This is a genomic window from Bradyrhizobium sp. BWA-3-5, assembly GCF_032917985.1.
Lineage (GTDB): Bacteria > Pseudomonadota > Alphaproteobacteria > Rhizobiales > Xanthobacteraceae > Bradyrhizobium.
Map to the genome: position 1 here is coordinate 6019561 of NZ_CP136626.1, position 25703 is coordinate 6045263.

A 25703-nucleotide genomic window follows, 5' to 3' on the forward strand; every position below is an offset into this window, starting at 1 on the left:
CTAGGCCTCCTCACACCTTGATCGGGGCAACGTCGATCCAGCGCCGCTCGCGCCAGCTCTGCAGCGCGCATTCGGCAAGCTGCACGCCCTTGGCGCCTTCCAGCAGCGTGAACTTGTAGGGCGCATCCTCGCAGACGTGGCGGATGAACATCTCCCACTGCTCCTTGAAGCCGTTGTCGTAGACGACGTTGTCAGGAACCTTCTGCCAGTCGGCATAGAAATCATGGGTGCGCTTCTCGTCGGGATTCCACACCGGCCGCGGTGTCGCCTGGCGGGCCTGGATCACACAGTCGGTCAGGCCGGCCACCGCCGAGCCATGGGTGCCGTCGACCTGGAAGGTCACGAGGTCGTCGCGATAGACGCGCGTCACCCAGCTCATGTTGATATGCGCGATGACGCCGCCCTTGAGGCGGAAGGTGGCATAGGCCGAATCGTCGGCGGTCGCCGTATACTTCTTGCCCTTCTCGTCGAAACGTTCGGGGATATCCGTGGTTCCGAGGCAGCTAATGCTCTCGACCTCGCCGAAGAGATTGTCGAGCACGTAACGCCAGTGGCAGACCATGTCGAGAATGATGCCGCCGCCGTCCTCGCTGCTGTAGTTCCACGACGGCCGCTGCGCTTCCTGCCAGCCGCCTTCGAACACCCAATAGCCGAATTCGCCGCGCACCGAGAGCATGCGGCCGAAGAAGCCGGAATCGCGCAGGAAGGCGAGCTTCTTCAGGCCCGGCAGGAACAGCTTGTCCTGCACCGTGCCGTGCTTGACGCCCCTGGCGTTGGCGAGCTTCAGCACCGTGACCGCTTCTTCGAGATTGGTCGCGATCGGCTTCTCGCAATAGACGTGCTTGCCGGCCTCGATCGCTTTCGTCAGCAACGAGGGACGGGCCTGCGTCGTGGCGGCGTCGAAAAAGATCGTGTCGTTCTTGTCGGCAAGCGCCTTGTCGAGGTCGGTCGACCAGCGTTCCACGTTGAAGCGCTTGGCAAGCCGCTCCACCTTCTCGGCGTCGCGGCCGATCAGGATCGGGTCCGGCAGCATGCGATCGCCGTTTCCGAGCAGCACGCCGCCCTGGTCGCGGATCGCGATGATGGAGCGGATCAAATGCTGGTTGAGCCCCATCCGGCCGGTCACGCCGTTCATGATCAGGCCGAGGCGTTTGGTCGTCATACTGCTTTCTCCAGGGAGTTTTTGGCTATGGGCTCGGCAAGCGGCGACATCGCGGACCAGTCCGGATGCACTGAAGTGGCGAAGCCCGGTGTCGTCAGCGATTCCGTCAGGAGATCGCCGTCATGAATTGCGAGTCGGACCTTGCCGTTGTCGCGGGTATAGAGATCGGGATGACCTGCGAGAAACGCTTCCCCCTCGGCGGCCGGCGTGTCGCCAAAGCCATCGACGTAATGGTGGCCGTTGCGCTCGGCATGGGTGACGCCGATCAGCGCGCCGAGCGCAAGATCCTGCTGCACGGCAAGGCCGGCCTGGCAGGTGAGGTCCTCGCCGGTGATGAAACATTTTTCGCCTGCCGCGCTCCACTTGGCGGCGCGCGTCGCGTTGATCACCGACTTGTAGATGCCCTTGCAGGATTTTGACGAGATGCCGCGATAGCCGAGCGCCCGCGCGATCGGGAAGGCGTCGTAGGAATCATCCGCCTCGTCGACAATGAAATCGCGCCGGGCCAGTGCGCCGAGCGGCGATGCTTTCGTGACGTCGCGCGGCATTGGCTGTTCGATATAGAGCAGTTTTGACGCGATCGGCCGCAGCGCGGCGTCATGGTCAAGGCGTTCGACCAGCGCACTTAGCGCCGCGAGATCCGCATACTGCTCATTGGCGTCGAGCGTGACGCGGTAGTCATGGGGCAACGCGGCCAGCTCGCGGCCGATCCGGATCAGGCGGTCGGCGTCATGGACGGGATCGCCGTTGAGCTTGAGCTTGAAATAGCGCGCGTCGGCATTTTCCTTGATATCGGCAACACCGCCCTCGCCTTCGACCTTGTCGTCCATGCCGACCGTGTGCCTGATGGCGACGCGCTCCAGCCGCTTGCGGCCGGCGAGGAACTGCGTGACGTCGCCATCGCCGAGATCACGCGACAGGCGTGCATCGATGCCGGCGATATTGGCCGCCATGCCGTCGAAGAAGTTGGTCACGGTGCAGCGCAACAGCGCATCCAGAATCGCCTTGTCGATTTCAACCGGACCGTAAGCGGCGGCCAGCGGCGGGATGTCCTCGGTGGCGCAGGCTTCGATTTGCGCACCAATACAGACGGCGTGCAGCCCGAACGCGGTCTCGAAGCCGGACCGGGCCAGATATAGCTCGCGCGCGATCAAGAGCGAGCGGCGCAATTCCGCGACGGTCTCCTCAGGCGACAGATGCGGCCGCTTGTCGAACCATTTGGCGACCAGAAACTCGGCGCTGGCGCCCTTCGCCCTGCCCTTGCCTTCCACCTCGATCTCGACCCGCACGAACGCCTGCGGCGTCTCGTTGATGACGACCGCGCCGAACCGGAACGGCCGTGCGAAGGCGACCTGCCGTTCAAAAAGGGAGATGTCCTTTATGGCTAGACGTGGCGGCATCGGCGCTTTTCCTCCCGCGGCTCGCTCTTGCGGGGAGAGGGTCGGGGTAAGGGGCTATCTCCGCAGCGGGACTCGCGGAGAGTCCCGCTCACCCGAAATTCGCGCTTCGCGCAAATTTCGACCTCTCCCCGCAAGCGGGGCGAGGTGATCGGAGAATGCGCGGCAAGAGCAAACATGTCTCAATCCAGCGCGCTTTGGGTGAAGAAGTGCTTGCGTATGCGCTGCACCAGCTCCGTGAAGGCCGGATGGGCCATCGCATCCAGCGAGCGCGGGCGCGGCAGCGGCACGTCGTAGATCGCCGCGATCGCGCCGGGACGCTCGGTCATGACCAGCACGCGGTCGGCGAGAAACACCGCTTCCGGAATCGAATGCGTGATCAAGAGCACGGTCTTGCCGGTCTCGCGCTGGATGCGCATCAATTCGACATTCATCTTTTCGCGCGTCATGGCGTCGAGCGCGCCGAATGGCTCGTCCATCAGCATGATCTTGGGGTCGTGCACCAGCGCGCGGCAGATCGAGGCGCGCTGCTGCATGCCGCCGGAGAGTTGCCAGGGTAGCTTCTTCTCAAACCCTTCAAGGCCGACCAGCTTGAGCAGCGCCTTGGCCCGCGGCAGATATTCGTCGCGCGGCAGCTTCTTCATATCGATCGGCAACATCACGTTGGAGAGGATGTTGCGCCAGGGCAGCAGCAGCGCATTCTGGAACACGATGCCGACATTGCCATGCGGCTTCGTCACCTTCTCCCCATCGACCATGATGTCGCCGGTCGAGGGGGCGAGCAGCCCCGAGATCATCTTCAAAAGCGTCGACTTGCCGCAGCCGGACGGGCCGACCACGACGAAGAACTCGCCCTCATTGATGTGGAAATCCAGCGGCCGCAGCGACGGCACGTCGCCGTCGCGCGAACGATAGGTTTTCGAGACGCCCGAAAGCGTAATCCCCGGCGCCGCGCCGCCGGCGCGATCCGACACCAGCCGCAGATGGGCGGCTGGTTGATTGGTCTCGGTTAGTTTGGTCGCCGGGTTCATTCAGATGAGTCCATTTGGAAAACTCTCGCTCCGCCCATCGCCCCTGCGAAAGCAGGGACCCATACACCGTGCCCTTTCGTTCGGGCAGCCTGGCGTAGACCTTCTGCAACAACACAGGCCGGTGGTTATGGGTCCCCGCGTGCGCGGGGACGACGATGGAATTTTCAACGCCTGCTCACGAACCACCCTGCGGCAGGTAGTCGTTGGTATAGAACGCCTTCGGATTGTCCTTGGCCTTGGCGTCCAGCCCGCCATATTCGACCATGAGATTGACCGTGTCGGTCATGTTCTGGTCGGTCACCTGGAACGGCCGCTTGTTCTTGGTTTCCGCTGTCCGGTAGAGCGGAATGGTCAGCTCAAAGCCCTGCGTCAGCGTCTCGATCTTGCCGCCCTTCGGGTTGGCGTCGAGGATCGACTGCGCAGCTGCCTTCGCGTCCTTCTCGGCGGCTTCGACCGCCTTGGTCGTCGCCGACATGAAGCGCTTGACGAGATCGGCATTGGCCTTGACGAAGTCGGTGTTGGCGACGATGCCCGAGCAGACCATGTTGATGCCGTAGTCGGCGAACTTAATCGCGTTGACGTCCTTGCCCGTGGCGTCCTTGATCTTCATCGACTGATCCATGACGTAACCGAGCAAGAGGTCGGCCTGGCCGTTGATCACAGCATTGAGCTTGGTCTGGCCGTCGCCCGCCACGGTCTGGAAATCGCTTTCCTTCAGGCCGGTCTTCTTCAGGAACAGCGGCCAGATCTGCGTCATCGAATCGGCGGGCGTGATCGCCACCGTCTTGCCCTTGATGTCCTCGGGCTTCTTGATGTTCTTCTCGACAAAGCCCATCGCCGACATCGGGCTGGTCTGCAAGAGCACGCCGGTGGCGACGATCGGCGCACCCTTCACCGCGGCGCGCATCATGGTGGGCACGTCGACATAGCCGAAATTGGCGGTCTTGGCCGCCACGGCCTGCGTGGTCGCCGCCGAGCCGCGGCCTTCCTGGATCTCGAGGTCGATGCCCTCAGCAGCATAGATGCCCTTGGCCTTGCCGTAATAGAACGGCGCGTGCTCGCCATAGACGTACCAGTTCAGCATCAGCACGACCTTGTCGGCCGCCGATGCCGGAAGCACCGAAAGCGCGGTCCAGGCCAGCGCGGCTAATACGGCCGCTATGGTTCTCGTCATCGTCTTCCTCCCTTGCCTTCTGTTTTCTCGTTCACGAAGCGAAAATGATGTCGTCGCGCTGGCTGACATGCCAGGGAATCACGAGGCGCTCGATGCGATCGACGACCCAGAACAAGACAACGCCAAGCAGCGCGAGGATCACCAGCGCCGCAAACATCGTCGGCAGGTCGAACGTTCCGATCGAGCGCTGCATGACATAGCCGATGCCGGAATTGGAGCCGACGAACTCACCGACCACGGCGCCGACCACCGCCAGCGTCACCGACACTTTCAGGCCGGAAAAAATCGCGGGCATCGCATGCGGCAGGTTGACCGCGCGAAACACCTGGAAGCGGCTGCCCTGCATCGCGCGCGCCAGATCGACCATATCGGGGTCGACCGATTTGAAGCCCTGCACGGCGGATACGACGACCGGAAAAAATCCAAGCAGGAACGCCGAGATCACCTTGGGGATAATGCCGAAACCGAACCACACCACGAACAGCGGCGCGATCGCGATCTTCGGCACGGACTGGGAGAATACGAGCAGCGGATAGACGTAGCTTTCCACCGTCCTCGAGCCCGCAATCAGCATGGCGACGGGGATGCCGAACACCGCCGACAGCAGGAAGCCGCAGATGGTGGCGTAGGTGGTCGGCCAGGACTGCCGCAGCAATTCCGGCCACTCCGTCCGCAAGACCGCTACGACATCGCCGGGCGCCGGGATCTGGTAGGCCGGAATCTGGAACAGGCGGATGGTGACGTCCCACATCACCACGATGAAGATCAGGAACAGAAACGGCCGCACCCACGCCGCGTTCAGCGCTTTTGACAAGCCACTCTCCGCCTTCAACTCGGCCACGTTCCGCTCCCTGGTATTGTCTTTTCGGGTAGAAATTAACCCGTTGGATAAATACTGGCAAGCGGGTTTTCGTGCGGCAATTTGTGGCCCCGCCGTTCCTGCGAAAGCAGGAACCCATAGTCGCCGATGCCAATTGTTAGAACCGGACCAACGTCTACCGCCTCAAAGCGAAAGGGCGCGGCGTATGGGTCCCGGCGTCCGCCGGGACGCCGAAGGATCAAACCGGCTGATGCTCGGGCGACCGCGCGCCCTGCCCGATGGCCTTGCCGAAATCCGCGGTCGATTTACCCGTCAGCGCCGCCAGCACCAGCGCCACCATGTGGGCAAGGCGCTCGTCCCGCGCCTCCTTCTTCAGGAGGTCGCGGCCGAAGATCACGGAAAGCGTGGCGCTGTTGGATAGATAGAAAAAGCACAACGCCGCGATCGAGATGTAGAGTTGGACCGGATCGACGGCGACGCGGAAATCGCCGCTGACAACGCCGCGCGTCACCACGGTGCGGATCATCTCGACGAACGGCGAATGCATCGACTTGACTTTGGTCGAGCGCTTCAAATGGCGCGCCTTCGCCAGGTTTTCGGTGTTGAGCAATGCCAGGAATTCGGGATTACGCAGAAAATAATTCCACGTGAAATCGATCAGCCGCTCGATCGCCTTCGGCGGATCGAGATGCTCGAGATCGAGCTCGCGCTCCTCGGAACGGATCTTCTCATAGGCGCCTTCCAGCACCGTGAGATAGAGGTCCTCCTTGTTGCCGACATGGTAGTACAGCATGCGCTTGTTGGCGCCGGCATTGGCCGCGATGCGATCGACCCGCGCGCCGGCGAGGCCATGGGCGGCGAATTCCTGCTTGGCGGCCTCGAGAATCCGAAGCCGCATCCCCTCAGGGTCGCGCTGCCATTTCTGTCCGCGTTTTGCCTTTGCCAAATCAGTCGCCCGATGGATGCATCGGGCCGAGCTGTAGCATGTGAGGCGCGGTTTGAGAACGGATCACCCTCCCCTCCAGGGGAGGATAAGCTCATTCGCCCTGCCCCGCCGATGGCTGCACCAATAGCGTCGGCACGCCGCAGGTCCCCTTCCGGACCGTCATGACCCGCGTGCCCGGCTTGCGGCCGGTGCGGATTTCGGAGACGTCGACGCCGGCCTGGACCAGCCGCGCATGGGTGGCGTCGATGTCGGCGACGCGCCAGCACAGGCCGTATAATTTATCCTGCGTCGTATCGGCATGTTTGCCCGGCCGATGCGTCACCTCGACGATGAGGTCACCGCAGCGGAAGAACATCAGCCGACCCCAGTCCGGGTGCGAGCGGTCGAGCGCCATGTCGAGGCCGAGCCGCGCGCCATAGAGGGCAGCGGCGCGCTCGGGGTCCGACGTCGAGATCACGACATGGTCCAGCGCCGTGATCGCAGCGGTCGAGGTTCGCACCGACAGCGGCCGCTCCTTGTCGCGCTCGAGGAAGAACAAGCGGACGCCGCGCGAGGCCTCCGTGGCAGTCCGCGTGCGCTTCCATGACAGCGCCGCGCCCGAGATCGCATCGCGGCTTTCGACCTCGGCAATCGCCTCCGGCTTCAGCGTCAGCCGCTCGAGCCGGCGATGCATATTTGCGATGTCGCCGGTCCGAAAGCAGATGCTCGCCAGCCCCTCGCCCTGCGCATCGAGCACGGCGCGGATGCGGTCCGCATCCATGCCTTCCCCGTTCGGCGCCACCAATTCCAGCGTGGTGTTGTCGAGCGTGAACAGGACGCGGTCGGCACCGCCGCCGCCATACTGCCAGGCCGGCGCGCGGGCAAACAGCGCCTGATAGGCGCTGGACGCCGCCTTGATGTCGCCGGTGAGAACGACGACGTGATCGAGGCCGGTGATCACGGGAACAGCCCTCGCGTGTTCTTGGCGGCGCGCACTTTCTCGACGCCGATCGCCATTGCCGCGGTACGATGCGGGATCTTGTCCGCCTTGGCGCGCGCCAGCATCGTGTCGAAGGCGCGGTCGAGGATGGCGTATTCGCGCCGCGTCACCTCTTCCTCCTCCCAGAACAATTGCTGCAGGTCTTGCACCCATTCGAAATAGCTGACGACAACGCCCCCGGAATTGCAGAGAATGTCGGGAATCAGGAACACGTCGCCCTGGCGTTTTTCCAGCACCAGATCGGCCTCCGGCGTGGTCGGGCCGTTGGCGCCCTCCGCCAGCACACGGCATTTCAGGTTTTCCGCGACCTTGGCGTCGATCACCCGCTCCATCGCCGCCGGCACCAGCACGTCACACTTCAAGGTGAGGATCTGCTCGGGATCGAAAGTGAGCTGGTTGGAGAAGCCGGCGATGCTGCCATGCGTGCCGGCATGGCGCATCAGTGCGGGAATATCGAGGCCGGCCGGATCGTGCAGCGCGCCGGTGTGATCGCTGACGGCGATGATCTTCAAGCCATATTGATGGAGCTCCAGCGCGGCGTAGGAGCCGACATTGCCAAACCCCTGGATCACGGCAGTCGCGGTGCCCGGGTTGATCGACAGCTCCTTGAGCACCCGTTTGGCGAGATAGGCGACACCGCGCCCGGTGGCCTCGCGGCGGCCGAGCGTGCCGCCCGACGATACCGGTTTGCCGGTGACGATCTCGGTCACGGTCTTCCCCTGGTACATCGAATAGGTGTCCATGAACCAGGCCATTACCTGCTCATTGGTGCCCATGTCGGGCGCCATCACGTCGGTGTGCGGGCCGACGAACGGAATCATCTCCTGCATGTAGCGTCGCGACAGTCCTTCCAATTCGCGCTTGGAAATCGTGGAGAGATCGACATTGACGCCGCCCTTGGCGCCGCCATAGGGCAGACCGACGAGCGCGCATTTCCAGCTCATCCAGATCGCCAGCGCCGCGACCTCGCCGATGTCGACAGAGGGGGCGAATCGCGTGCCGCCCTTGGTCGGTCCGAGGGTGAGGTGATGCTGCACCCGATAGCCTTCGAACACTGCGACCGTGCCGTCGTCCCGATGAATCGGACAGGAGACGGTGATGGCCCGTTTCGGCATCAGGATACGGTCGCGCTCGTCCATCGGGATTTCCAGATGGTTGGCGATGACGCCAAATTGGTTAACCGCCATGTCGAACACGGGACCGGAATAAACGGTCATCATTCCCTCCACTTTTGTCGCGCCGCCGGGAAACCCGGACAGCCGTCAGTCGTTATACGGCAGTATGCCCGATACCTATAAGAACAAGACCTCTAAGGAAGACCTCTAAGTACAGGACCCCCAAAGGACGGTCGTATTCTCCTCATACTCCCATCTCAAGCTGCAAAGACGGCACGGTTGCGAATAATTTCAGCGAATGCATCCGATAACCGGTGCTAATGTGTGTTCGCCGGGGCCGGGACCACCCCTCAGCTCATGACGGAAAACGAATGCAGGCTCTCTTCATCGGACAGACCTATATCGACGTCACCTTCATCACCGACCACATGCCGACCGGCGACGAAAAACATGTGGCTTCCAACTATGCGGTGTCGTTTGGCGGCAATGCCGTCACCGCGGCGTTCTGCTGTGCCAAGCTCGGTATCGTTCCCGACCTGATCGCGACCATGGCCAATGACTGGCTCGGCCGCATGTTTCAGGACATGGCTGCGAAATACGGAATCTCGATCCATCCGCGCAAGGTCAATTCGTCGTCACTGTCGTTCATCATGCCGAAGGACGGCAAGCGCGCCATCGTGCGCTGCCGCGACGACGAGCACATCCACCCTTTCCCGATGCTGAACTTGAAGGGCTGCCGCGCGCTGCATGTCGACGGCCACCAGCCGGACGCCGCCATTCATTATGCAAAACTCTGCCGTGAGGACGGCATCCTGACCTCGCTCGACGGCGGCGGCCTGCGCACCAACACCCATGAGCTGCTGGCCTTCATCGACGTCGCTATCGTCGCCGAGCGGCTGTGCGAGCAGATGGACAAGACGCCGGAGGCCATGCTCGATTATCTCAAGAGCCGCGGCTGCCGGGTCGGCGGCGTCACCATGGGTGAACAGGGCCTGCTCTGGTATGACGAGGCCGGCGCGGTGCGCAAGCTGCCGGCGCTGCCGATCGCGCCCGAGCGCGTCATCGATACCAATGGCGCCGGTGACGTGTTTCACGGCGCTTACATATTTTCCTATCTCAACAATCCCTCGAAAGGCTGGGCCGAGCATTTCGAGTTTGCCCGTGCGGCCTCGACCTATAAGATCCAGCGCCTCGGCAATGAGGCTGGATTGCCGACGCTTGCCGATATCGATGCCGTCAAGCAGGAATTCCAGATCGGGCGCAAGAAGGAATTTTGGGACTAGAAATGGGGCGCGTCTTCGTCGCCGGCAGCATCAACATGGACGTGGTGGCAACCGCCAGCCGGCATCCCAAGGTCGGCGAAACCGTCGCGGGCCAGGCCGTGCATTATTTTCCGGGCGGCAAGGGCGCCAACCAGGCGGTATCAGCCGCGAAGCTTGGCGCGCCGGTCACGCTGATCAGCCGGCTCGGCATGGATGCGTTCGGCCAGCAACTGCGCACGTTTCTTGGCCTGCAGGGCGTCGATCTCGCCTTGGTCAAGGACAGTGCTGACATCCATACCGGAACGGCCATCATCACCATCGCCGACGCCGACAACACGATCGTTGTCGTGCCCGGCGCCAATGCGCTGGTCAGCGCCGAGGATGTCGCCGCCCCCGTATTCGCGAGGGGCGACGTTGCGGTGAGCCAGTTCGAGATTCCGCAAGCCGCGATTACCGCCTTCTTCCAACGCGCCCGCGCGGCCGGGGCGACCACCATCCTCAATCCGGCACCGGCGCTTGCCTGCGGCGCCGAATTGCTCGACCTCGTCGATATCCTCATCCTCAACGAAACCGAGCTCGGTCTTCTCGCGCAGGCCGAGCTCCACGATACCGACGAGCCTTCCCGCTTCATTGAGGCCGCCCGCCGCCTGCCAACAGCTTCGGACAAGATCATCTGCGTCACGCTGGGCAAGCGCGGCGTGCTCGCACTCATCAGCGGCGAGCCGTCGTTGATCGAGGGGCGTGCCGTGAAAGCGGTGGACACCACCGGCGCCGGCGATTGCTTCGTCGGCGCCCTCGCCGCCCAGCTTGCCAATGGCAAGCCGATCCGCGACGCGCTTCAATACGCCAATACAGCCGCGTCGATCTGCGTGCAGCGGATGGGCGCCGCGCCGTCGATGCCGACCGCCGCCGAGGTGGCTGCGCTATCAGCTATTTGAGGGCCTGCAATTCGTCATATTGCGCGCGCGTCCACCCCGCCCCGAGGGACGCATCATTATGCAGCGGGATCGCCGCCTTTCGGAACGCCTCCCGGTCGGGCTCGATCACCGTCATGCCGAGCCTCTTCAATTCGCTGGCCAAAACCCGCTCGGATGCTTCGATCGCCTCCGTTGCCTTCGCGGCGGCCTCCTGCAACGTATCCGCAAAGAGCTTGCGGTCTTCCGGCGCCAGCTTGTCCCAGACATGACCGCCGACCACGGTCACCATCGATTCGGTGATGTGGCCGGTCAGCGAGATGTGGCTCTGCACCTCGTGGAATTTCTTCGCCATGATCGTCGGCAGCGGATTCTCCTGGCCGTCGACCAGCCCCTGCTGGAGCGCGGTATAGACATCGGAAAAAGCGATCGGGATAGCGTCGGCGCCGACTGACTTGGTGAACATCTGAACCAGCGGCGCCGGCGGCACGCGCAGCTTCATGCCCTCCATGTCCCCAGGGACACGAACCGGTTTGTTGGCGGTGACATGGCGCTGGCCGTAATAGGTCAACGCCGCGATCTTGTGCCTTGTCTTGTCCTTATAGCCCTCGGCCAGCTCGGCAAACAGCGTGCTGCCGCGATAGGCCTTCCAGTGCTCGAGGTCGCGCAGCATGAATGGCGCACCGGTGATACCGAGCGGCTGATAGGTCGCCGCGGCGAAATTGATCCCGACATAGATGATATCAATGGCGCCAGCGCCGAGCGCTTCATTGATCTGATTCTCGTTGCCGAGCTGGGAGGCCGGAAACACCTCGATGTCGAATCTGCCCTTGCTACGCTTCCTGATCTCGCTGGCTGCCCATAGCGCCTCGGTGTGGAAGGGCTCGGTTACCTCATAGACATGCGCCCATCTCAGCTTGGTCTGCGCCGACGCCGGGCCGCTTGCAATTGAAGCGAGAATGGCGAAGCTGATCAACCTGAGATAGCACGCCCAAACGGACATATACCCTCCGAGAACGGACCACAGGAGACTCGTAACAGGACTTCCTTTCAGCAAAGTTGCCGAAATGGACCAGCCGACGCAAGCAGACTTGGCGGCGCGAAAAGTCGAATCTAAGTCAGGCCACGTTCGAAGTGAGGGCGCCCTTGAGGTCGAATCGGGCGTCGGCCGCCTGCTCGGGCGTAATCGAGCCGTGGGCGGCGAGCAGACGCCGTCCGAACATGTGATCGCCCGCGCGGTTAACGGATTCGATGCCGACGAGTTGCCGCTCCTTGTAGCAAAAGACGGAGAACGCCCCCTGCGCGCGGTCGCCGCGCACCACCACCTGGTCATAGCCGGTGGTCAGCCCCACCATCTGCAGCTTGTCGGGACCCTGATCACTCCAGAACCACGGCAGGCCGTCATAGGGCTTGGCGTCGCCGGTCAGCCGGGCCGCAATGCAGCGCGCATGGTCGGTGGCATTCTGCACCGACTCCAGCCGCAGCGAACCGCCGAACCGCCGGCTCGCATAAAGCGCGCAGTCGCCCATCGCCGAAATATTCGGATCTTCAGTCAGGAGATGCTCATCGACGATGATGCCGGCAGCGACCTTCAGGCCGGCCTCCGCCGCCAGTTCAACGTTGGGCAGAACGCCGACGCCAACCACGATCAGGTCGGCCTTGATATGCCGCCCGTCGCTCAGGCTAACGCCGGTCACCTTGCTGCCATCGCTCTCGATGCTGGTGACCTGCACGCCAAGATGAATCCGGATGCCGGCCGCGGTATGCCGGGATTGAAAGTGCTCCGAGATTTCTGCCGTCACGGCGCGCGCCATCACCCGCGGCGCGAGCTCGACGACGTCGACTTCGAGGCCTTTGGCCTGCGCCGTCGCTGCGAATTCCAGCCCGATGAAGCCGGCGCCGATGACGACGACGCGCTGGCCCGCCGCGATGTAGTCGCGCAGGGATTGGCTTTCATCGAGCGTGCGCAAGTAGCGCACGCTATCGAGATTGGCATTTGGAATATCGAGCAGGCGATTGCGCGCGCCGGTCGCCAGCACGAGGTGGCCGTAATCGAGCGAGGCGCCGGAGGCGAGCGCCACCTTGCGCGCGGCGCGGTCGATCGACACCGCGCGATCGGAAATCAGGTCGATCTTCTGGTCGGCATAGAATTTTTCCGGCCGGAACATCAGGCTGTCGGGCCCGCCGGCTCCCTTCAGATAGGCCTTGGACAGCGGGGGCCGCTGGTACGGCAGATGCCCCTCGTCGTTCACGAGCGCGATGGCTTCCGAAAAGCCATGTTGGCGCAGCGAGGCCGCGAGCTGGTAGCCGGCGTGGCCGGCCCCAACAATGACAACCGGTCCTGTCGTCATCGGCACATCCTAGGTTCGAGCGCACGGGAACGACCCATGTTGTTTCCCCTCCAAAGATTTTGGCTTGCCTGTCCCGTCCTCTGGAAGCGGCGCTCGTGTCCGTCCTAAACGATGACAGGTCCCATCTGACCTCATGGCGCGAGGAGACGCAAGAGCGCCGTGGCCCGGAAGGAAGGATCGCGCGGTATTTTGCCGGGCATGCCCCGGGGATTGTCACTCCGTGCCTTCTGCGATTTAAATGCTGGCCCTATCCCGAGCCGAGGGCCCGCCATGTCGACATCAGATGATACCGCCAGCGCACCAGCCCTGCTCCGCATCGAGGGCGCGATCGCCACCATCACCCTGAACCGGCCGGCCGCTTTCAATTCCATCAACCTGCCGATCGCGCAGAAGCTCGAGCAGCTCGGCGCGGAGGTCGAGGCTAATCACGATATCCGGGTGCTGGTCATCGAGGGCGAAGGCCGCGCCTTCTCGGCCGGCGGCGATCTGCAGACCATCGGCGCTGCGGCCGCCAGCGACACCGTCGCGCCCGTGGTCGGCGAACTCTTGAAGCACTACCACGCCTTCATCGAAACGCTGCGGCGGATGCCGAAGATCGTTCTGTCCAGCGTCCACGGCTCCGCCGCCGGCGCCGGCATGGGCCTCGCCTTCGTTGCCGATCTCTGCATCGCCGCCGCTGATGCCCGCTTCACACCGGCCTACGCCAAGATCGGCGTATCACCGGACGGCGGCAGCACCGTCGGCATGGTTGGCACCGTCGGCACTCGCCGCGCCCTGCAGATCTTTTTGGCCGAGGACAGCTTTACCGCGCAGCAGGCCCATGAATGGGGCCTGATCGCCCGCGTCGTTCCGGCAGCGGACTTGAAAACGGAAACGCGAAAATTCGCCGAGCGGCTGGCGCAGAATCCGCCGGCCGCGATCAGCGGCACCAAGTCGCTGGTCTATCAGGCTGCAGTCACGCCGGTGAAGCAGCAGCTCGACGCCGAGGAAGCGAAGATCATCGAGGCGATGCTGACCGATGAGTTTCGCGTTGCCGTGAAGAAGTTCACCAGCAAGTCCAAATAGCGACAAGCTGGCGCCGCCAATCAACTGTCATCATCCGCGAAGGCGGATGATCCAGTACGCAGCGGCATCTCGGTTCTATCGCTGGTGCCGGCGATTACTGGGTGCCCCGCCTTCGCGGGGCATGACGATCGAGGACATACCAACACTTAATTCGGGCAGATATAGCCCGTCCCTGACGGCGACTTGAAGCAGCCGACCGATTCCGGGATCACCTGTTTCGGCAGCCACAGCACCACCTTCGGGAAGTAGATCGTGAAGGTGATGGTGACCAGGAACACGACATAGATCGGCAGCGCTGCCCGCAACGCCTTGGAAAATGGCACGCCGACGAATTTCGAGGCCATCAGCAGCACCAGCCCATAGGGCGGCGTGATCAGCCCGAACGCCAGCGTCGCAATCAGCACGACGCCCATGTGCACGGCGTTGATGTCGCCGGCCTGCGTCAGCGTGTTCACCAGCGGCATGAAGATGATGATGGTCGGCACCGGCTCGATGAAATCGCCGACGACAGTGAACAGCAGCACCAGCAGCAGCATGATCAGATGTGGATCGTTGCCGGCGATCGCGATGATCCAGTCGGCGATTACGGAGGCGCCGCGCAGGTAAGCCAGCATCCAGCCGAACGCATTGGCGGCGCCGATCGTGATCAGCGGCAGCGAGAAGATCAGCCCGGCAAGACAGAAATCATAGGGGATGTTCTTGAAGTGGCCGCGGTTGAGCGCGGGAATCACCACGGCGATGATCCAGATCACGGCGACGACGCCGGCCTCCGTCGGCGTGAAGGCGCCGGTCAGGATGCCGCCGAGCAGGATGACCGGGATCATCATCGGCAGGGCCGCATCGCCCGCCGCGAACACGATCTGCTTCAGCGGCGCTCGGGGCCGGCGCATGCCGCTCGGCCCGAAGAAGAAACAGTAGATCATCAGGCCGAAGCCGATCATCAGCCCCGGCACCACGCCGGCCATGAACAGGCCGGCGATCGAGACGTTGCCGACCGCGCCATAGACCACGGCGGTGATGCTCGGCGGCACCAGTGCCGCGATGGTGGATGCGGCAGCGATGATCGCCGCGATGAAGGCGGGGCTATACCCCTCCTTCTTCATCGGGCCGCCCAGCGCGCGGGTCATCACGGCGACGTCGGCGGTGGTGGATCCCGACATTTCCGAGAAGAACATCGAGAACACGACGACGACCTGCGACAACCCGCCCCTGATATGCCCGACCAGCGACAGCGACAGGTTGGCGATGCGTATCACCACATTGGCCGAGCTCATCAGCTCGCCAACCAGCAGGAAGAACGGGATCGCCAGCAGCGCTTCGGAATCCACGCCGTCAAAAATCTTCTGCATGATGGCGGCGAGCGAGACGTCGGAGAGTAACGCGCCGACAAAAACGCCTGCCATCAGCGAAAACGGCACCGGCACGCCGAGATAGCCGAAGAACAGGAAGCAGAACGTCATCAGGCCGAGAATGACGGGGGAGCTCACGACCGTCCCCCGTTCTGGATGCCGGTGTCGGCGGGTGGAATGTCGGCGGCGTCTTCAGGCGGCTCGGGATGATCGAAGCCGTTGCGGATGCCGTTGACGAGCTGTTCGACCGTGAACAGCGCAATCAGCACACCGGACAGCGGGATCGCCGCATAAAGCGAGGCGATCGGCGTGTTCGAGGGCAGCCGAAAACTGCCGAAGCCGCGCAGATAGTTGATGTAGCCGTAATAGATCAGGCATCCCGCCACCGCGAGCACCACGAGGCGGATCAGGATTTCGACGATCAGCCGCGGCGTGCCGTGCATCGATTCAGAGATCGCAGTCAGATAGAGATGATCGTTGCGACGCGTGGCGACCGCGCAGCCGATGAAGATGGCATAGATGAACAGCGTCGAGGTCGCTTCCTGCAACCACAGCCAGGGGTGGCCGATGGTCCGCGTAATAATGTCTGCCGTGACGGACAGCGAGAACCCGAAGCACAGCACGCCGCAGATCACCATCAGGATCAGTTCGAGCCGGTCGAGCGCCCGCCATTTCAGATGGTGCTGGCGCTGCAGCACGAGTCGATCGGCAATGGACATTGTTACACTCTCTGCCGTCGTCCTTGCGAACGCAGGGACCCATAACCATGGGCGCTAATTTAGTTGTTGCGGACGTCGGCTAGCCGATCACTCACCCGACAGGCCGCGGGGTATGGGTCCCGGCGTTCGCCGGGACGACGCATCGAACTAGTTGATCGCCCGGATCAGCGTCTTGATCTTGTCGGCGTGCGGGCCGAGCTCCTTGGCGAGCTTGTCGAGATAGGGATCGGCGATCTTCTGGAAGCTTGCCTTGTCGACATCCTTGACGATCTTGACGCCCATCTTCTCAAGCCGCGTCGCCGCCGCGTTCTCCAGCTCGAACGCGCGCTTCGGCTCCTGCAGGCTGACATCCCGCGCTGCGGCTAGCACCCATTTGCGCTGGTCGGCATTGAGGCCCTGCCAGAGCCTGTCGCTGACCCAGACCACGCAATTATTGGCCTCATGCGAGGTCGTCGACAGCACAGGTGCAACCTCATAGTGCTTGTTGATCATGTAGACGTTGACCGCGTTCTCGCCGAAATCGACCACGCCGGTCTGCAGCGAGGTGTAGACGCTGCCGAACGGCATGTGCACCGTCTGGGCGCTGTAGGCCGGGAACATCATGTCTTCGGTCGCGGTCGCCTGGACGCGGACCTTGAGGCCCTTCATGTCCTCCGGCTTGCGCACTTCCTTCTTGCCGTACATGTGCCGAAAACCCTGGGTGCAGAGGCCGATGGCGTGAATGCCCTGCGTGGTGCCGTCGATCATGTCGCGCACCGCCTCGAACACCTTCTCGTCGCCGAGCGCCTTGATGTTGTGCTCCTCGGAGCGGAACAGGAAGTGCAGCGACATCACGCCGGCCTGTGGCGAGATCGTCGACGTGTTGGCTGATGACACGACCGCAAAATCGAGATCGCCGGCCTTCACCAGCTGCAGCAGCTGCGGCTCCTGCCCGAGCTGTGCGCCGGGAAACTGGTCGACCAGCATCGTGCCCTTGCTCAGCTCCTTCAGCTTCGCCGAGAAAATGTCGTAGGCGATGCTGTAGCCGGAGTTGAGCTGCTGATCGTGCGCGAAGCGATAGTGCTTTACCTCCTGCGCGCCGGCGCTGGTGGCGAGCATGACAGCGGCTGCGGCAATCGCCGCAAGCAATAATTTTCCTGGATTCCCCATGACGCACTCCCCCGTTTGGCTTGATTTTTTCCAATCAAACCACCGGGACGCCGAGATTGTCAATAAAGCATCGGAATTATCTCTCAGATCAGCGCAAAATTCCGCCGAACTGCGCCCATTATCGATAATTGGTCGAGGTTTAGCCCCTGCCCTGCCGGCGCATGAAATCGAAGTCGCAACCCTCGTCAGCCTGCAAGATCGTCTCGTTGAACAGATATGCATAGCCGCGCCGGGCTCCGTCGGGTACCGCCACCGGTGCCAGCGCCGCACGGCGCTTTGCCAGCTCGGCCTCGTCGACCAACAGATCGATGCTGCGTTTCGCGACGTCGAGCCGGATCATGTCGCCGTTCCTCACCAGCGCCAGGGGACCGCCCACGGCGGATTCCGGCGTGATATGCAGCACGATGGTGCCGAACGCGGTGCCGCTCATGCGCGCGTCCGAGATCCGCACCATGTCCTTGGTGCCGCCGCGCGCCAGCTTCTTCGGGATCGGCAGATAGCCAGCTTCGGGCATACCCGGCGCGCCTTTCGGCCCGGCATTGCGCAGCACCAGCACGTCGTCGGCATTGACGTCTAGATCGGGGTCGTCGACCCGCAGCGTCATGTCCTCGACGGATTCGAACACGACGGCGCGGCCGGTGTGCTGCAGCAGTTTCGGGCTCGCCGCCGACTGCTTGATGACGGCGCCCCGCGGCGCCAGATTGCCATGCAGGATCGCCATCGCGCCTTCGGCCTTGATCGGGTTGTCGCGCGAACGGATGGCATCCTGCCCCGGCACGTCCTCCGCGCCAGCGACGATGTCGCGCAGCGTCTGGCCCGTGATGATCTTGGCATCGAGGTCGATGAGGTCACCGAGCTGCGCCATCAGCTTCGGCACGCCGCCGGCATGATGGAAATGCTCCATATAGTGCTCGCCGGACGGCTTCAAATCGACCAGCACCGGCACCTCGCGACCGAGCCTGTCGAACGTCTCTAGATCGATCTTGTGGGGGGAACGATGGGCCATCGCGGTGAGATGGATCAGCCCGTTGGTCGAGCCGCCGATTGCCTGCATGACGACCTGGGCATTGCGGAACGACGCCGACGTCAACAGTTCGCTGGGCTTTGGCCCCTTCGTCTTGGCCATTGCGGCAGCGACCCTGCCGCTGGCCTCCGCCGAACGAAATCGTTCGGCATGCGGCGCCGGAATCGTCGCGCTCATCGGCAGTGACAACCCGAGCGCCTCGGTGATGCACGCCATGGTGCTGGCCGTGCCCATCACCATGCAGGTGCCGACCGAGGGCGCGAGCCGGCCGTTGACGTCTTCGATCTCGATATCGTCGATCTCGCCGGCGCGATACTTCGCCCAAAGCCGACGACAGTCGGTGCAGGCGCCGAGCACCTCGCCCTTGTGATGCCCGACCACCATCGGCCCAACCGGAATGACGACGGTCGGCAGATCGGCGCTGATCGCGGCCATGATCTGCGCCGGCAGGGTCTTGTCGCATCCGCCGATCACGACCACCGCATCCATTGGCTGGGCGCGGATCATCTCCTCCGTATCCATCGCCATCAGATTGCGCAGATACATCGAGGTCGGATGCGAAAAACTTTCGGCGATCGATATGGTCGGAAACACCATCGGCATCGCGCCCGACAGCATCACGCCGCGCTTCACCGCCTCGATGATCTGCGGCACATTGCCATGGCAGGGATTGTAGTCGCTGTAGGTATTGGTGATGCCGACGATCGGCCTGTTCAGTGCGTCGTCGGAATACCCCATGGCCTTGATGAAAGCCTTGCGCAGGAACAGCGAGAAGCCAGCGTCACCATAACTTGCCAGTCCCTTGCGAAGTCCGTCGGCCATTTTTCTTCCCTTGATATTGCAGATGGGCACTTAAGGAGCCCACCGGATTATTGTCAATGTTTGATTATTCTGGGCGCCTTCGGGATCATATCACCCAAAAAAGTCCCCATTATTGACAATAGCCGGCCAGCGTGTTGTCTAGACCATCATCGGAAACGCGCTCATGAACCAACCGTTGCGCATCGGCCTGATCGGCGCCGGCATGGTGAGCCGTCATCACCTCATCGCTTGGGCGAGCATACCAGATCAGGCCCACGTCGTGGCCATCGCAGATCCTTCGCCCGAGAATGCCGCACGGCGCGCGAGCGAGTTCGGAATTGCGCAGACCTATGCCAGCGCCGAGGCAATGCTGGCGTCGGTGACGCTCGACGCCATCGATATCGCAGCCCCCCGCGAAATGCACGCGCCGCTGGTGCGGCTTGCTGCCGCGAAGCGATTGCCGGTGCTTTGCCAGAAGCCGCTCGCGCCCAATTTGCAGGAGGCAACGGAACTCGCGGCCGAAGTCGAGGGCGTGACACGCCTGATGGTGCACGAGAACTGGCGTTTTCGCGGTTATTACCGCGACGCAGCGGCGTGGCTGCGCGAGGGACGGATCGGCAATATCAAGCAGGCGCAACTGACGCTTTTGACATCGGGCGTGCTGCCGGGACCGGCCGGACTTTGCCCGGCGCTGGAGCGCCAACCATTCATGCGGCGCGAGCGGCGCATGCTGGTGGCTGAAGTGCTGATCCACCATCTCGACACGCTGCGCATGCTACTCGGGCAGCTAGCGGTGACGGCGGCGCAGCTTTCCCGCTCCAGCGATCTTCTCGCCGGCGAGGACGGCGCGGTGATCCAGCTCCGGAGCGATAGCGGCGCTGGCATTGCCGTGTTCGCCAGCTTCGCCGCCCATGGGCATCCGGCCACACAGGTCGACCGGCTGGAGATTCTCGGCGACAAGGGCGCGATCAGGCTCGACGGGCCGTCATTGACATGCTCCGGCGCATCGCCCGCCGAACATAGCTACGATCTCGCCGTCGAGTACCAGGGTTCCTACGACCGCACCATTGCGCATTTCGTGAAAGCGCTCCGCGACAATCTGCCCTTCGAGACGGCGCCGCCGGACAACCTTCAGACCTTGCGCCTGGTCGAGGATTGTTATCGGCTGTCCGGCTGGGAGGCTTTGCGATGAAGCCACAGCCATCGATCGGCGAGACACCCTCGCCCTCGCGCGAGGAGGAGCAGGCGGAGGTCATTCGCCGGCTGGAAGAGGACATCATCTTCGGCCGCTTCGCGCCAGGTCTGAGGCTGGTCGAAGACACCTTGATGCAGCGCTACGACGCCAGCCGGCACTTCGTCCGCCAGGCGCTGTTTCAGCTCGAGCGCCAGGGCATCGTGCTGCGCGAAAAGAACATCGGTGCCACCGTGCGATTCTATTCGGCCGACGAGGTGCGCCAGATCTACGAGGTGCGGGAAATGCTGACGCGGCAGGCCGCGCTGATGATCTCCCTGCCCGCGCCCAGTAGCCTCATCGAGCAGCTCACCGAGTTGCAGCGGCAATACTGCGCCAGGGCCGACGCGCAGGATCTGCGCGGCATCCACGAGGCCAACGACGCGTTTCACGTCGCGCTGTTCTCGGCCTGCGGCAACCCGTATCTGGTGCGCTCGCTGCAGGACTACATGAACCTGACGCTGCCGATGCGCGCCAAGAATCTTGCCGATCGTGAAGGGCTGGCCCTGTCGCGCCGGCAGCACGAATTGATGATCGAACTCTTGAAGGGCCGCGACAGCTGGGCGCTGGCGCAGCTGTGCGTCGATCACATGCAGTACAGCAAGTCGGATTATCTCGGCCGCATCGCGGAGGACGAGAGCAAGCGTTAGCGCTTGCCCCAATCCACGATCCGGCCCTTGTCGCCGTCGAACTCCATGCTGCAGAACGTGCCGCCCTGGAAGTAATCGCCGACAGGATCAGGCTTCAACTTGGCCTGCTCGGCCATCGCATGCTCGCGGAAATCTTCTGCCCTGCCGGTCGGCCGGTAGCCAAGCTCGTAGGCGCGATGGTTGTCCCACCAGGCGCGCTCGTTATGGGAGGCACCGTAGAATATCTCGAAATGGATGTCGGGATGTTCGAGGCCGATGCGGCAGAGCTGCACGAGGTCCTCGGGCTTCAGCCAGATCGAGAGGCGGCGGTGATCAAGCGGCATCTCGCCGAAATTGCCGATCCGGATGCAGGTGACGCCGAGCCCGTGCTTGTCGGCATAGAGCGCGCCGACCGCTTCCCCAAACACCTTGCTGACGCCGTAACGGCCGTCGGGGCGCGGGGTGACGTCGGTGCCGATCCGGTGATGCCGCGGATAGAAGCCGACCGCATGGTTCGAGGAAGCGAAGATCACGCGCTTAACGCCCTTCTTGCGCGCCGCCTCGAACAAATTGTAGCCGCCGATGATGTTGGCCTGCAGGATCGAGTCCCAGGGTCCTTCGACCGAGTAACCGCCGAAATGTAGGATGCCGTCGACGCCCTCGCAGATCGCCTCGACCTTGGCCAGATCGGCGAGATCGGCCGCCTTGAATTTCTCGTCCTTGCCGAGATCGGCCGGCGCCTTCAGATCGCTGAGCAGCAGGTCCGGATAGATCGGCGGCAGCAGCTTGCGCAGGGATGTCCCGATCCCGCCGGCGGCGCCGGTCATCAATATGCGTGGCATTTCGTTCCTCTTATCTCGCAACCGATTTGCGGTCATTAGCAGGGAATGATAGCAAACCCAACCGCTCTGGGAATGCACCAACGAGAACAGCAAATGTCCGATGCAGCATCGCATGCCGCCGGCTGGCGCCCGGCTACCTATTACCCCGATCCGGCCATTCACGCCCTCGATCCGCGCTTCGAGAAATACTGGCTCAAGCTGTCGGCGGTCGAGCGGCTGACAACCGGGCTGCGCTGGGCCGAAGGTCCGGTGTGGTTCGGCGACGGGCGGTATCTATTGTGCAGCGACATTCCGAACCAGCGCATCATCAAGTGGGAAGAGGAGACCGGCGCGGTCAGCAACTTCCGCAAGCCCTCGAATTTCGCCAACGGCAACACCCGCGACCGCCAGGGCCGCCTCGTCACCTGCGAGCACGGCGGCCGCCGCGTCACGCGCACCGAGTATGACGGGTCGATCACGGTGCTGATGGATTCTTTCGACGGCAAGCGGCTGAACTCGCCGAACGACGTCGTCGTGAAATCCGACGGCTCGATCTGGTTCACCGACCCCGTGTTCGGCCTGCTCGGCAATTACGAAGGCTACAAGGCCGAGCCCGAACTCGATATGAACGTTTATCGGATCGACGGCGCGACCGGCACAGCGACCATCGTCGCCGAAGGCATTCTCGGGCCGAACGGGCTCGCCTTCTCGCCGGATGAAAAAACCCTCTACGTCATCGAGTCGCGCGGCGTGCCCAACCGCAAGATCCTCGCCTATGACGTTTCGCCTTCCGGCGACGAGCTCTCCAACAAGCGCGTGTTCGTCGACGCCGGACAGGGCACGCCTGACGGCTTCCGCGTCGACATCGACGGCAATCTCTGGTGCGGCTGGGGCATGGGCGACCCCGAGCTAGACGGCGTGGTCGTGTTCGCCCCCGACGGCGTCATGATTGGCCGCATCGCGCTGCCCGAGCGCTGCGCCAACCTCTGCTTCGGCGGCGTGAAGCGCAACCGCCTGTTCATGGCCGCGAGCCAGTCGATCTACGCGCTCTATGTGAACACGCAAGGCGCGCCGGGAGGATAGGTCTCCCACACAGCCGTCGTTCCGGTGAAAGCCGGAATTCATAACCACAAGGGCGAGTCGTTTGAGCGAGCTGGAGCACAAGCCTTCGCAAAATAACTTCCTGTCGTTCTGGGTCCCGGATCGGCGCTCGCTATGCTCGCTTGTCCGGACGACCAGGTGTCAGAGACTCGTCGGCTTACCCTTTCTTCTCCTGCGCGGCGGTCTGCTTGACGAGCGCGTCCTCGAACGCCTTCTCCAGCGTCGCCGCATAGGCATTGAATTCGCCGGGTTTGACGAACGGATTGGGTCCGCCTTCGCCGAGCTTGGCGCGCTTCTCAGCCATCTTGTACATCTCCGGATGCGGCGCGAGCAGCACGTCCACCTTCATGTCCCTGGCGCGCGCGAACGTCTTACGGTAGTCGGCGACGATCCCGAAATAGGTGGGATCGCCGACCAGGCGGTTCAGCGCCACGGTGCCGCTGCAGAAAATCAGGGCGGAGCGTGTGGCATCGCCATCCTTCACTGAAAATTCCCAGCTCGTGCAGCCCGGCGAATGTCCGGGAGTCTCCCGCGCAGTCAGCGTGACATCGCCGACCGTCACGCTGTCGCCCTCGCGCACCGTCCGGTCGACCTTGACCGGCGGGAAATTGAGCGCGTTGTCGTTCTCGGCGCCCGGATAGTAGCCGCCTTCAAGCAGCGACTTGTCGGCTTCGCCCGCCACCATCCGTGCTCCGCTCACCTTCTTGATCTCGGCCAGGCCGCCGGTATGGTCGATATGGGCGTGGGTGTTGAGGATGTATTTAATGTCGGTGATCTTGAAGCCGAGCTTCTCGATGTTTGCTTTGACCAGCGACGTCGATTCCGGCATCACCATATCGACGAGGACGTGCCCGTGCGGCGATGTGATCAGATAGGACGCCAGTCCCTCGGTTCCGACATAGTAGACGTTGCCGATCATCTTGAACGGTTCGGTCGGCGCGTTCCACTTGGCACGCATTGCTGCGAGCAGATCCTTGACGGTCTGGGCCTGCGCCCCCCCGGCAAGCGGCAACAGCGCAACGAGCGCAATGGCGATCTTCTTCATCATCAACCTCGGTTTCTTGCTTGTTTGCACCCGTCCCGGCGGAAGCGGCGCTAATATGAGGATCAAAAGCAATGAAGCAATCCACGCTTGTCCAGCGATGGATTGCTTCGTTTTACGTGTAGTGACGGTTTAGCTATTACGCCGCGTTGTAGCCGGCGACCGCCTTCACCTCGAGATATTCCTCGAGGCCATATTTGCCCCACTCGCGGCCGTTGCCGGACTGCTTGTAGCCGCCGAACGGCGCGGTGCGGTCGTTCGGCACGCCCTGCAGGTTGACGTTGCCGGCGCGGATCTGGCGGGCGACGCGGCGCGCGCTCTCCACGGTATCGCCGGTGACGTAGCCGGCGAGACCATAGGGCGTATCATTGGCGATTTTGACCGCGTCGGCTTCGTCCTTGGCGCCGATGATCGTCAGCACCGGTCCGAAGATTTCCTCTTTCGCGATCGTCATGTCGTTGGTGACATCGGCGAAGATGGTCGGGCGGACATAGAAGCCCTTGTTGACGCCTTCCGGCAGGCCGGGGCCGCCGGCAACAAGGGTCGCGCCTTCGTCGATGCCCTTCTTGATCAGCGCCTGGATCTTGTCCCATTGGCCGCGGTTGACGACGGGGCCGATGGTGGTGCCTTCGGCGCGGGGATCGCCGGCCTTGGTCTTCTCGGCGACGCCCTTTGCGATCGCGGCGACTTCCTTCATCTTTGACAGCGGCACGATCATCCGCGATGGCGCGTTGCACGACTGTCCGGAGTTGTTGAACATATGCATGACGCCGCCGGTCACCGCCTTGGTGAGGTCGGCGCCTTCGAGGATGACGTTCGGCGACTTGCCGCCGAGTTCCTGGCTGACGCGCTTCACGGTCGGCGCGGCGCGCTTGGCGACGTCGACGCCGGCGCGGGTCGAGCCGGTGAACGAGATCATGTCGATATCGGGATGCTCGGCCATCGCGGCACCGACCTCCGGGCCGAGGCCGTTGATGAGGTTGAACACGCCCTTCGGCACGCCAGCTTCATGCAGGATCTCAGCGAAGATCAACGCCGAGGTCGGGGTGAATTCGGAAGGTTTGAGGATCATGGTGCAGCCGGCGGCGAGCGCGGGCGCGACCTTGCAGGCGATCTGGTTCAGCGGCCAGTTCCACGGCGTGATCATGCCGACGACGCCGACCGGCTCGCGCACGACGACGGCCGAGCCGAGCGTCTCCTCGAAATGGTAGTTCTTCAGCACTTCGAGCGTCGAGGCGATGTGGCCGAGGCCGGCGCCGGCCTGCAGCCGCTCGGCCATCGGCAGCGGCGCGCCCATTTCATCCGACACCGCCGCGCCGATCTCCTTCATGCGGCCCTTGTAGACCTCGATGATCTTTTCCAGGAGCGCGATGCGCTCTTCGCGGCTGGTCTGCGAATAGGTCTCGAAGGCGCGCTTGGCGGCGGCAACGGCCTTGTCGAGGTCGGCCTTGGAGCCGAGCGCAACTTCATACATCGCTTCTTCGGTCGCCGGATTGACGACCGGGGTGGATTTCTTGACAGCGGGATCAACCCAGGCGCCATCGATGTAGAATTGCATGCGATTGACCATCAGAAACCTCTTTATCTCGGGGGCAATGGAGGGGAACGAAAGCGTTCGGCA

23 protein-coding genes are annotated in these 25703 nt (G+C 63.1%); 6 read left to right on the forward strand and 17 right to left on the reverse strand.

Translation table 11 applies throughout. The features are described 5' to 3' along the window. Positions 1-10: 10 nt before the first annotated feature. The 8 genes from RX331_RS28995 to RX331_RS29030 form a co-directional block, all read right to left on the reverse strand. Complete coding sequence (locus RX331_RS28995) at positions 11-1162, reverse strand: Gfo/Idh/MocA family oxidoreductase (protein ID WP_317253019.1); 1152 nt, start codon at positions 1160-1162, stop codon at positions 11-13. Then, on the reverse strand, positions 1159-2562 hold the full coding sequence (locus tag RX331_RS29000; protein ID WP_317253020.1) for a hypothetical protein: 1404 nt from the start codon (positions 2560-2562) through the stop codon (positions 1159-1161). The genes RX331_RS28995 and RX331_RS29000 overlap by 4 nt, the downstream gene beginning before the upstream one ends. Positions 2563-2741: 179 nt before the next feature. Then, on the reverse strand, positions 2742-3590 hold the full coding sequence (locus RX331_RS29005) for an ABC transporter ATP-binding protein (RefSeq protein ID WP_317253021.1): 849 nt from the start codon (positions 3588-3590) through the stop codon (positions 2742-2744). A gap of 175 nt (positions 3591-3765) precedes the next feature. After that, entirely contained in the window at positions 3766-4764 is a 999-nt protein-coding gene (locus RX331_RS29010; RefSeq protein ID WP_317253022.1) for an ABC transporter substrate-binding protein, read from the reverse strand. A gap of 31 nt (positions 4765-4795) precedes the next feature. After that, on the reverse strand, positions 4796-5605 hold the full coding sequence (locus RX331_RS29015) for an ABC transporter permease (RefSeq protein ID WP_317253023.1): 810 nt from the start codon (positions 5603-5605) through the stop codon (positions 4796-4798). 217 nt (positions 5606-5822) lie between these two features. Further along, positions 5823-6530 carry a TetR/AcrR family transcriptional regulator gene (locus tag RX331_RS29020; protein ID WP_317253024.1) on the reverse strand — a complete coding sequence of 236 codons (708 nt, stop codon included), beginning with the start codon at positions 6528-6530 and terminating at the stop codon, positions 5823-5825. 91 nt (positions 6531-6621) lie between these two features. Next, the gene (locus tag RX331_RS29025) at positions 6622-7470 is read right to left on the reverse strand and encodes a VOC family protein (RefSeq protein ID WP_317253025.1); all 849 of its coding nucleotides are present in this window, start codon (positions 7468-7470) and stop codon (positions 6622-6624) included. Continuing rightward, a complete protein-coding gene (locus RX331_RS29030) occupies positions 7467-8726 on the reverse strand; it encodes a Glu/Leu/Phe/Val dehydrogenase (RefSeq protein ID WP_317253026.1) in 1260 nt (419 codons plus the stop codon). Before RX331_RS29030 ends, RX331_RS29025 begins: the two co-directional genes overlap by 4 nt. 269 nt (positions 8727-8995) lie before the next feature. On the opposite strand from RX331_RS29030, the gene RX331_RS29035 reads away from it, so the two are divergent. After that, positions 8996-9907: a sugar kinase gene (locus RX331_RS29035; RefSeq protein WP_317253027.1), complete on the forward strand. Its 912-nt coding sequence runs from the start codon at positions 8996-8998 to the stop codon at positions 9905-9907. A 2-nt stretch (positions 9908-9909) separates the two neighbouring features. Then, positions 9910-10824 (forward strand): ribokinase, encoded by a 915-nt coding sequence (locus RX331_RS29040; protein WP_317253028.1) that lies wholly within the window; start codon positions 9910-9912, stop codon positions 10822-10824. Here the strand turns inward: RX331_RS29040 and RX331_RS29045 are convergent. Together RX331_RS29045 and RX331_RS29050 are read right to left on the reverse strand one after the other, a co-directional pair. Next, positions 10817-11803 carry a sialic acid TRAP transporter substrate-binding protein SiaP gene (locus tag RX331_RS29045; RefSeq protein ID WP_317253029.1) on the reverse strand — a complete coding sequence of 329 codons (987 nt, stop codon included), beginning with the start codon at positions 11801-11803 and terminating at the stop codon, positions 10817-10819. The genes RX331_RS29040 and RX331_RS29045 overlap by 8 nt on opposite strands. A gap of 115 nt (positions 11804-11918) precedes the next feature. Next, positions 11919-13151, reverse strand: a complete 1233-nt coding sequence (locus RX331_RS29050) for an NAD(P)/FAD-dependent oxidoreductase (protein ID WP_317253030.1) — start codon at positions 13149-13151, stop codon at positions 11919-11921. 270 nt (positions 13152-13421) lie between these two features. Here RX331_RS29050 and RX331_RS29055 point away from each other — a divergent pair, with 270 nt between their 5' ends. Next, the gene (locus tag RX331_RS29055; protein WP_317253031.1) at positions 13422-14216 is read left to right on the forward strand and encodes an enoyl-CoA hydratase/isomerase family protein; all 795 of its coding nucleotides are present in this window, start codon (positions 13422-13424) and stop codon (positions 14214-14216) included. Between the two features lie 146 nt (positions 14217-14362). Here the strand turns inward: RX331_RS29055 and RX331_RS29060 are convergent, their stop codons facing one another. The 4 genes from RX331_RS29060 to RX331_RS29075 form a co-directional block, all read right to left on the reverse strand. Next, positions 14363-15703 carry a TRAP transporter large permease gene (locus RX331_RS29060; RefSeq protein ID WP_317253032.1) on the reverse strand — a complete coding sequence of 447 codons (1341 nt, stop codon included), beginning with the start codon at positions 15701-15703 and terminating at the stop codon, positions 14363-14365. Beyond that, positions 15700-16284 carry a TRAP transporter small permease gene (locus RX331_RS29065; protein WP_317253033.1) on the reverse strand — a complete coding sequence of 195 codons (585 nt, stop codon included), beginning with the start codon at positions 16282-16284 and terminating at the stop codon, positions 15700-15702. Before RX331_RS29065 ends, RX331_RS29060 begins: the two co-directional genes overlap by 4 nt. 147 nt (positions 16285-16431) lie before the next feature. Continuing rightward, positions 16432-17433 carry a TRAP transporter substrate-binding protein gene (locus RX331_RS29070; RefSeq protein ID WP_317253034.1) on the reverse strand — a complete coding sequence of 334 codons (1002 nt, stop codon included), beginning with the start codon at positions 17431-17433 and terminating at the stop codon, positions 16432-16434. A gap of 139 nt (positions 17434-17572) precedes the next feature. Next, positions 17573-19279 carry an IlvD/Edd family dehydratase gene (locus RX331_RS29075; RefSeq protein WP_317253035.1) on the reverse strand — a complete coding sequence of 569 codons (1707 nt, stop codon included), beginning with the start codon at positions 19277-19279 and terminating at the stop codon, positions 17573-17575. Between the two features lie 163 nt (positions 19280-19442). On the opposite strand from RX331_RS29075, the gene RX331_RS29080 reads away from it, so the two are divergent. Both RX331_RS29080 and RX331_RS29085 read left to right on the forward strand, forming a co-directional pair. Continuing rightward, positions 19443-20450, forward strand: coding sequence for a Gfo/Idh/MocA family oxidoreductase (locus RX331_RS29080; protein ID WP_317253036.1), 1008 nt, complete (start codon positions 19443-19445; stop codon positions 20448-20450). Next, positions 20447-21139 carry a GntR family transcriptional regulator gene (locus RX331_RS29085; protein WP_317253037.1) on the forward strand — a complete coding sequence of 231 codons (693 nt, stop codon included), beginning with the start codon at positions 20447-20449 and terminating at the stop codon, positions 21137-21139. Before RX331_RS29080 ends, RX331_RS29085 begins: the two co-directional genes overlap by 4 nt. Here RX331_RS29085 and RX331_RS29090 read toward each other — a convergent pair. Then, positions 21136-21960, reverse strand: coding sequence for an NAD(P)-dependent oxidoreductase (locus tag RX331_RS29090; RefSeq protein WP_317253038.1), 825 nt, complete (start codon positions 21958-21960; stop codon positions 21136-21138). The two genes, RX331_RS29085 and RX331_RS29090, sit on opposite strands and share 4 nt — an antisense overlap. A gap of 93 nt (positions 21961-22053) precedes the next feature. Between RX331_RS29090 and RX331_RS29095 the strand changes: the two genes are divergently transcribed. Further along, a complete protein-coding gene (locus tag RX331_RS29095; protein ID WP_317253039.1) occupies positions 22054-23022 on the forward strand; it encodes an SMP-30/gluconolactonase/LRE family protein in 969 nt (322 codons plus the stop codon). Between the two features lie 175 nt (positions 23023-23197). On the opposite strand, the gene bla is transcribed toward RX331_RS29095, so the two are convergent. Together bla and RX331_RS29105 are read right to left on the reverse strand one after the other, a co-directional pair. Continuing rightward, entirely contained in the window at positions 23198-24085 is an 888-nt protein-coding gene (gene bla, locus RX331_RS29100; RefSeq protein WP_317253040.1) for a subclass B3 metallo-beta-lactamase, read from the reverse strand. A 136-nt stretch (positions 24086-24221) separates the two neighbouring features. Beyond that, positions 24222-25652, reverse strand: a complete 1431-nt coding sequence (locus RX331_RS29105) for an aldehyde dehydrogenase family protein (protein WP_317253041.1) — start codon at positions 25650-25652, stop codon at positions 24222-24224. Positions 25653-25703 lie beyond the last annotated feature (51 nt).

Bases quoted from the DNA above. Each gene is read 5' to 3' on its own strand.
- RX331_RS28995 (WP_317253019.1), bottom strand. From the start codon at position 1,162: ATGACGACCAAACGCCTCGGCCTGATCATGAACGGCGTGACCGGCCGG.
- RX331_RS29000 (WP_317253020.1), bottom strand. From the start codon at position 2,562: ATGCCGCCACGTCTAGCCATAAAGGACATCTCCCTTTTTGAACGGCAG.
- RX331_RS29005 (WP_317253021.1), bottom strand. From the start codon at position 3,590: ATGAACCCGGCGACCAAACTAACCGAGACCAATCAACCAGCCGCCCAT.
- RX331_RS29010 (WP_317253022.1), bottom strand. From the start codon at position 4,764: ATGACGAGAACCATAGCGGCCGTATTAGCCGCGCTGGCCTGGACCGCG.
- RX331_RS29030 (WP_317253026.1), bottom strand. From the start codon at position 8,726: ATGACCGTTTATTCCGGTCCCGTGTTCGACATGGCGGTTAACCAATTT.
- RX331_RS29035 (WP_317253027.1), top strand. From the start codon at position 8,996: ATGCAGGCTCTCTTCATCGGACAGACCTATATCGACGTCACCTTCATC.
- RX331_RS29040 (WP_317253028.1), top strand. From the start codon at position 9,910: ATGGGGCGCGTCTTCGTCGCCGGCAGCATCAACATGGACGTGGTGGCA.
- RX331_RS29045 (WP_317253029.1), bottom strand. From the start codon at position 11,803: ATGTCCGTTTGGGCGTGCTATCTCAGGTTGATCAGCTTCGCCATTCTC.
- RX331_RS29050 (WP_317253030.1), bottom strand. From the start codon at position 13,151: ATGACGACAGGACCGGTTGTCATTGTTGGGGCCGGCCACGCCGGCTAC.
- RX331_RS29055 (WP_317253031.1), top strand. From the start codon at position 13,422: ATGTCGACATCAGATGATACCGCCAGCGCACCAGCCCTGCTCCGCATC.
- RX331_RS29065 (WP_317253033.1), bottom strand. From the start codon at position 16,284: ATGTCCATTGCCGATCGACTCGTGCTGCAGCGCCAGCACCATCTGAAA.
- RX331_RS29070 (WP_317253034.1), bottom strand. From the start codon at position 17,433: ATGGGGAATCCAGGAAAATTATTGCTTGCGGCGATTGCCGCAGCCGCT.
- RX331_RS29075 (WP_317253035.1), bottom strand. From the start codon at position 19,279: ATGGCCGACGGACTTCGCAAGGGACTGGCAAGTTATGGTGACGCTGGC.
- RX331_RS29080 (WP_317253036.1), top strand. From the start codon at position 19,443: ATGAACCAACCGTTGCGCATCGGCCTGATCGGCGCCGGCATGGTGAGC.
- RX331_RS29085 (WP_317253037.1), top strand. From the start codon at position 20,447: ATGAAGCCACAGCCATCGATCGGCGAGACACCCTCGCCCTCGCGCGAG.
- RX331_RS29090 (WP_317253038.1), bottom strand. From the start codon at position 21,960: ATGCCACGCATATTGATGACCGGCGCCGCCGGCGGGATCGGGACATCC.
- RX331_RS29095 (WP_317253039.1), top strand. From the start codon at position 22,054: ATGTCCGATGCAGCATCGCATGCCGCCGGCTGGCGCCCGGCTACCTAT.
- bla (WP_317253040.1), bottom strand. From the start codon at position 24,085: ATGAAGAAGATCGCCATTGCGCTCGTTGCGCTGTTGCCGCTTGCCGGG.
- RX331_RS29105 (WP_317253041.1), bottom strand. From the start codon at position 25,652: ATGGTCAATCGCATGCAATTCTACATCGATGGCGCCTGGGTTGATCCC.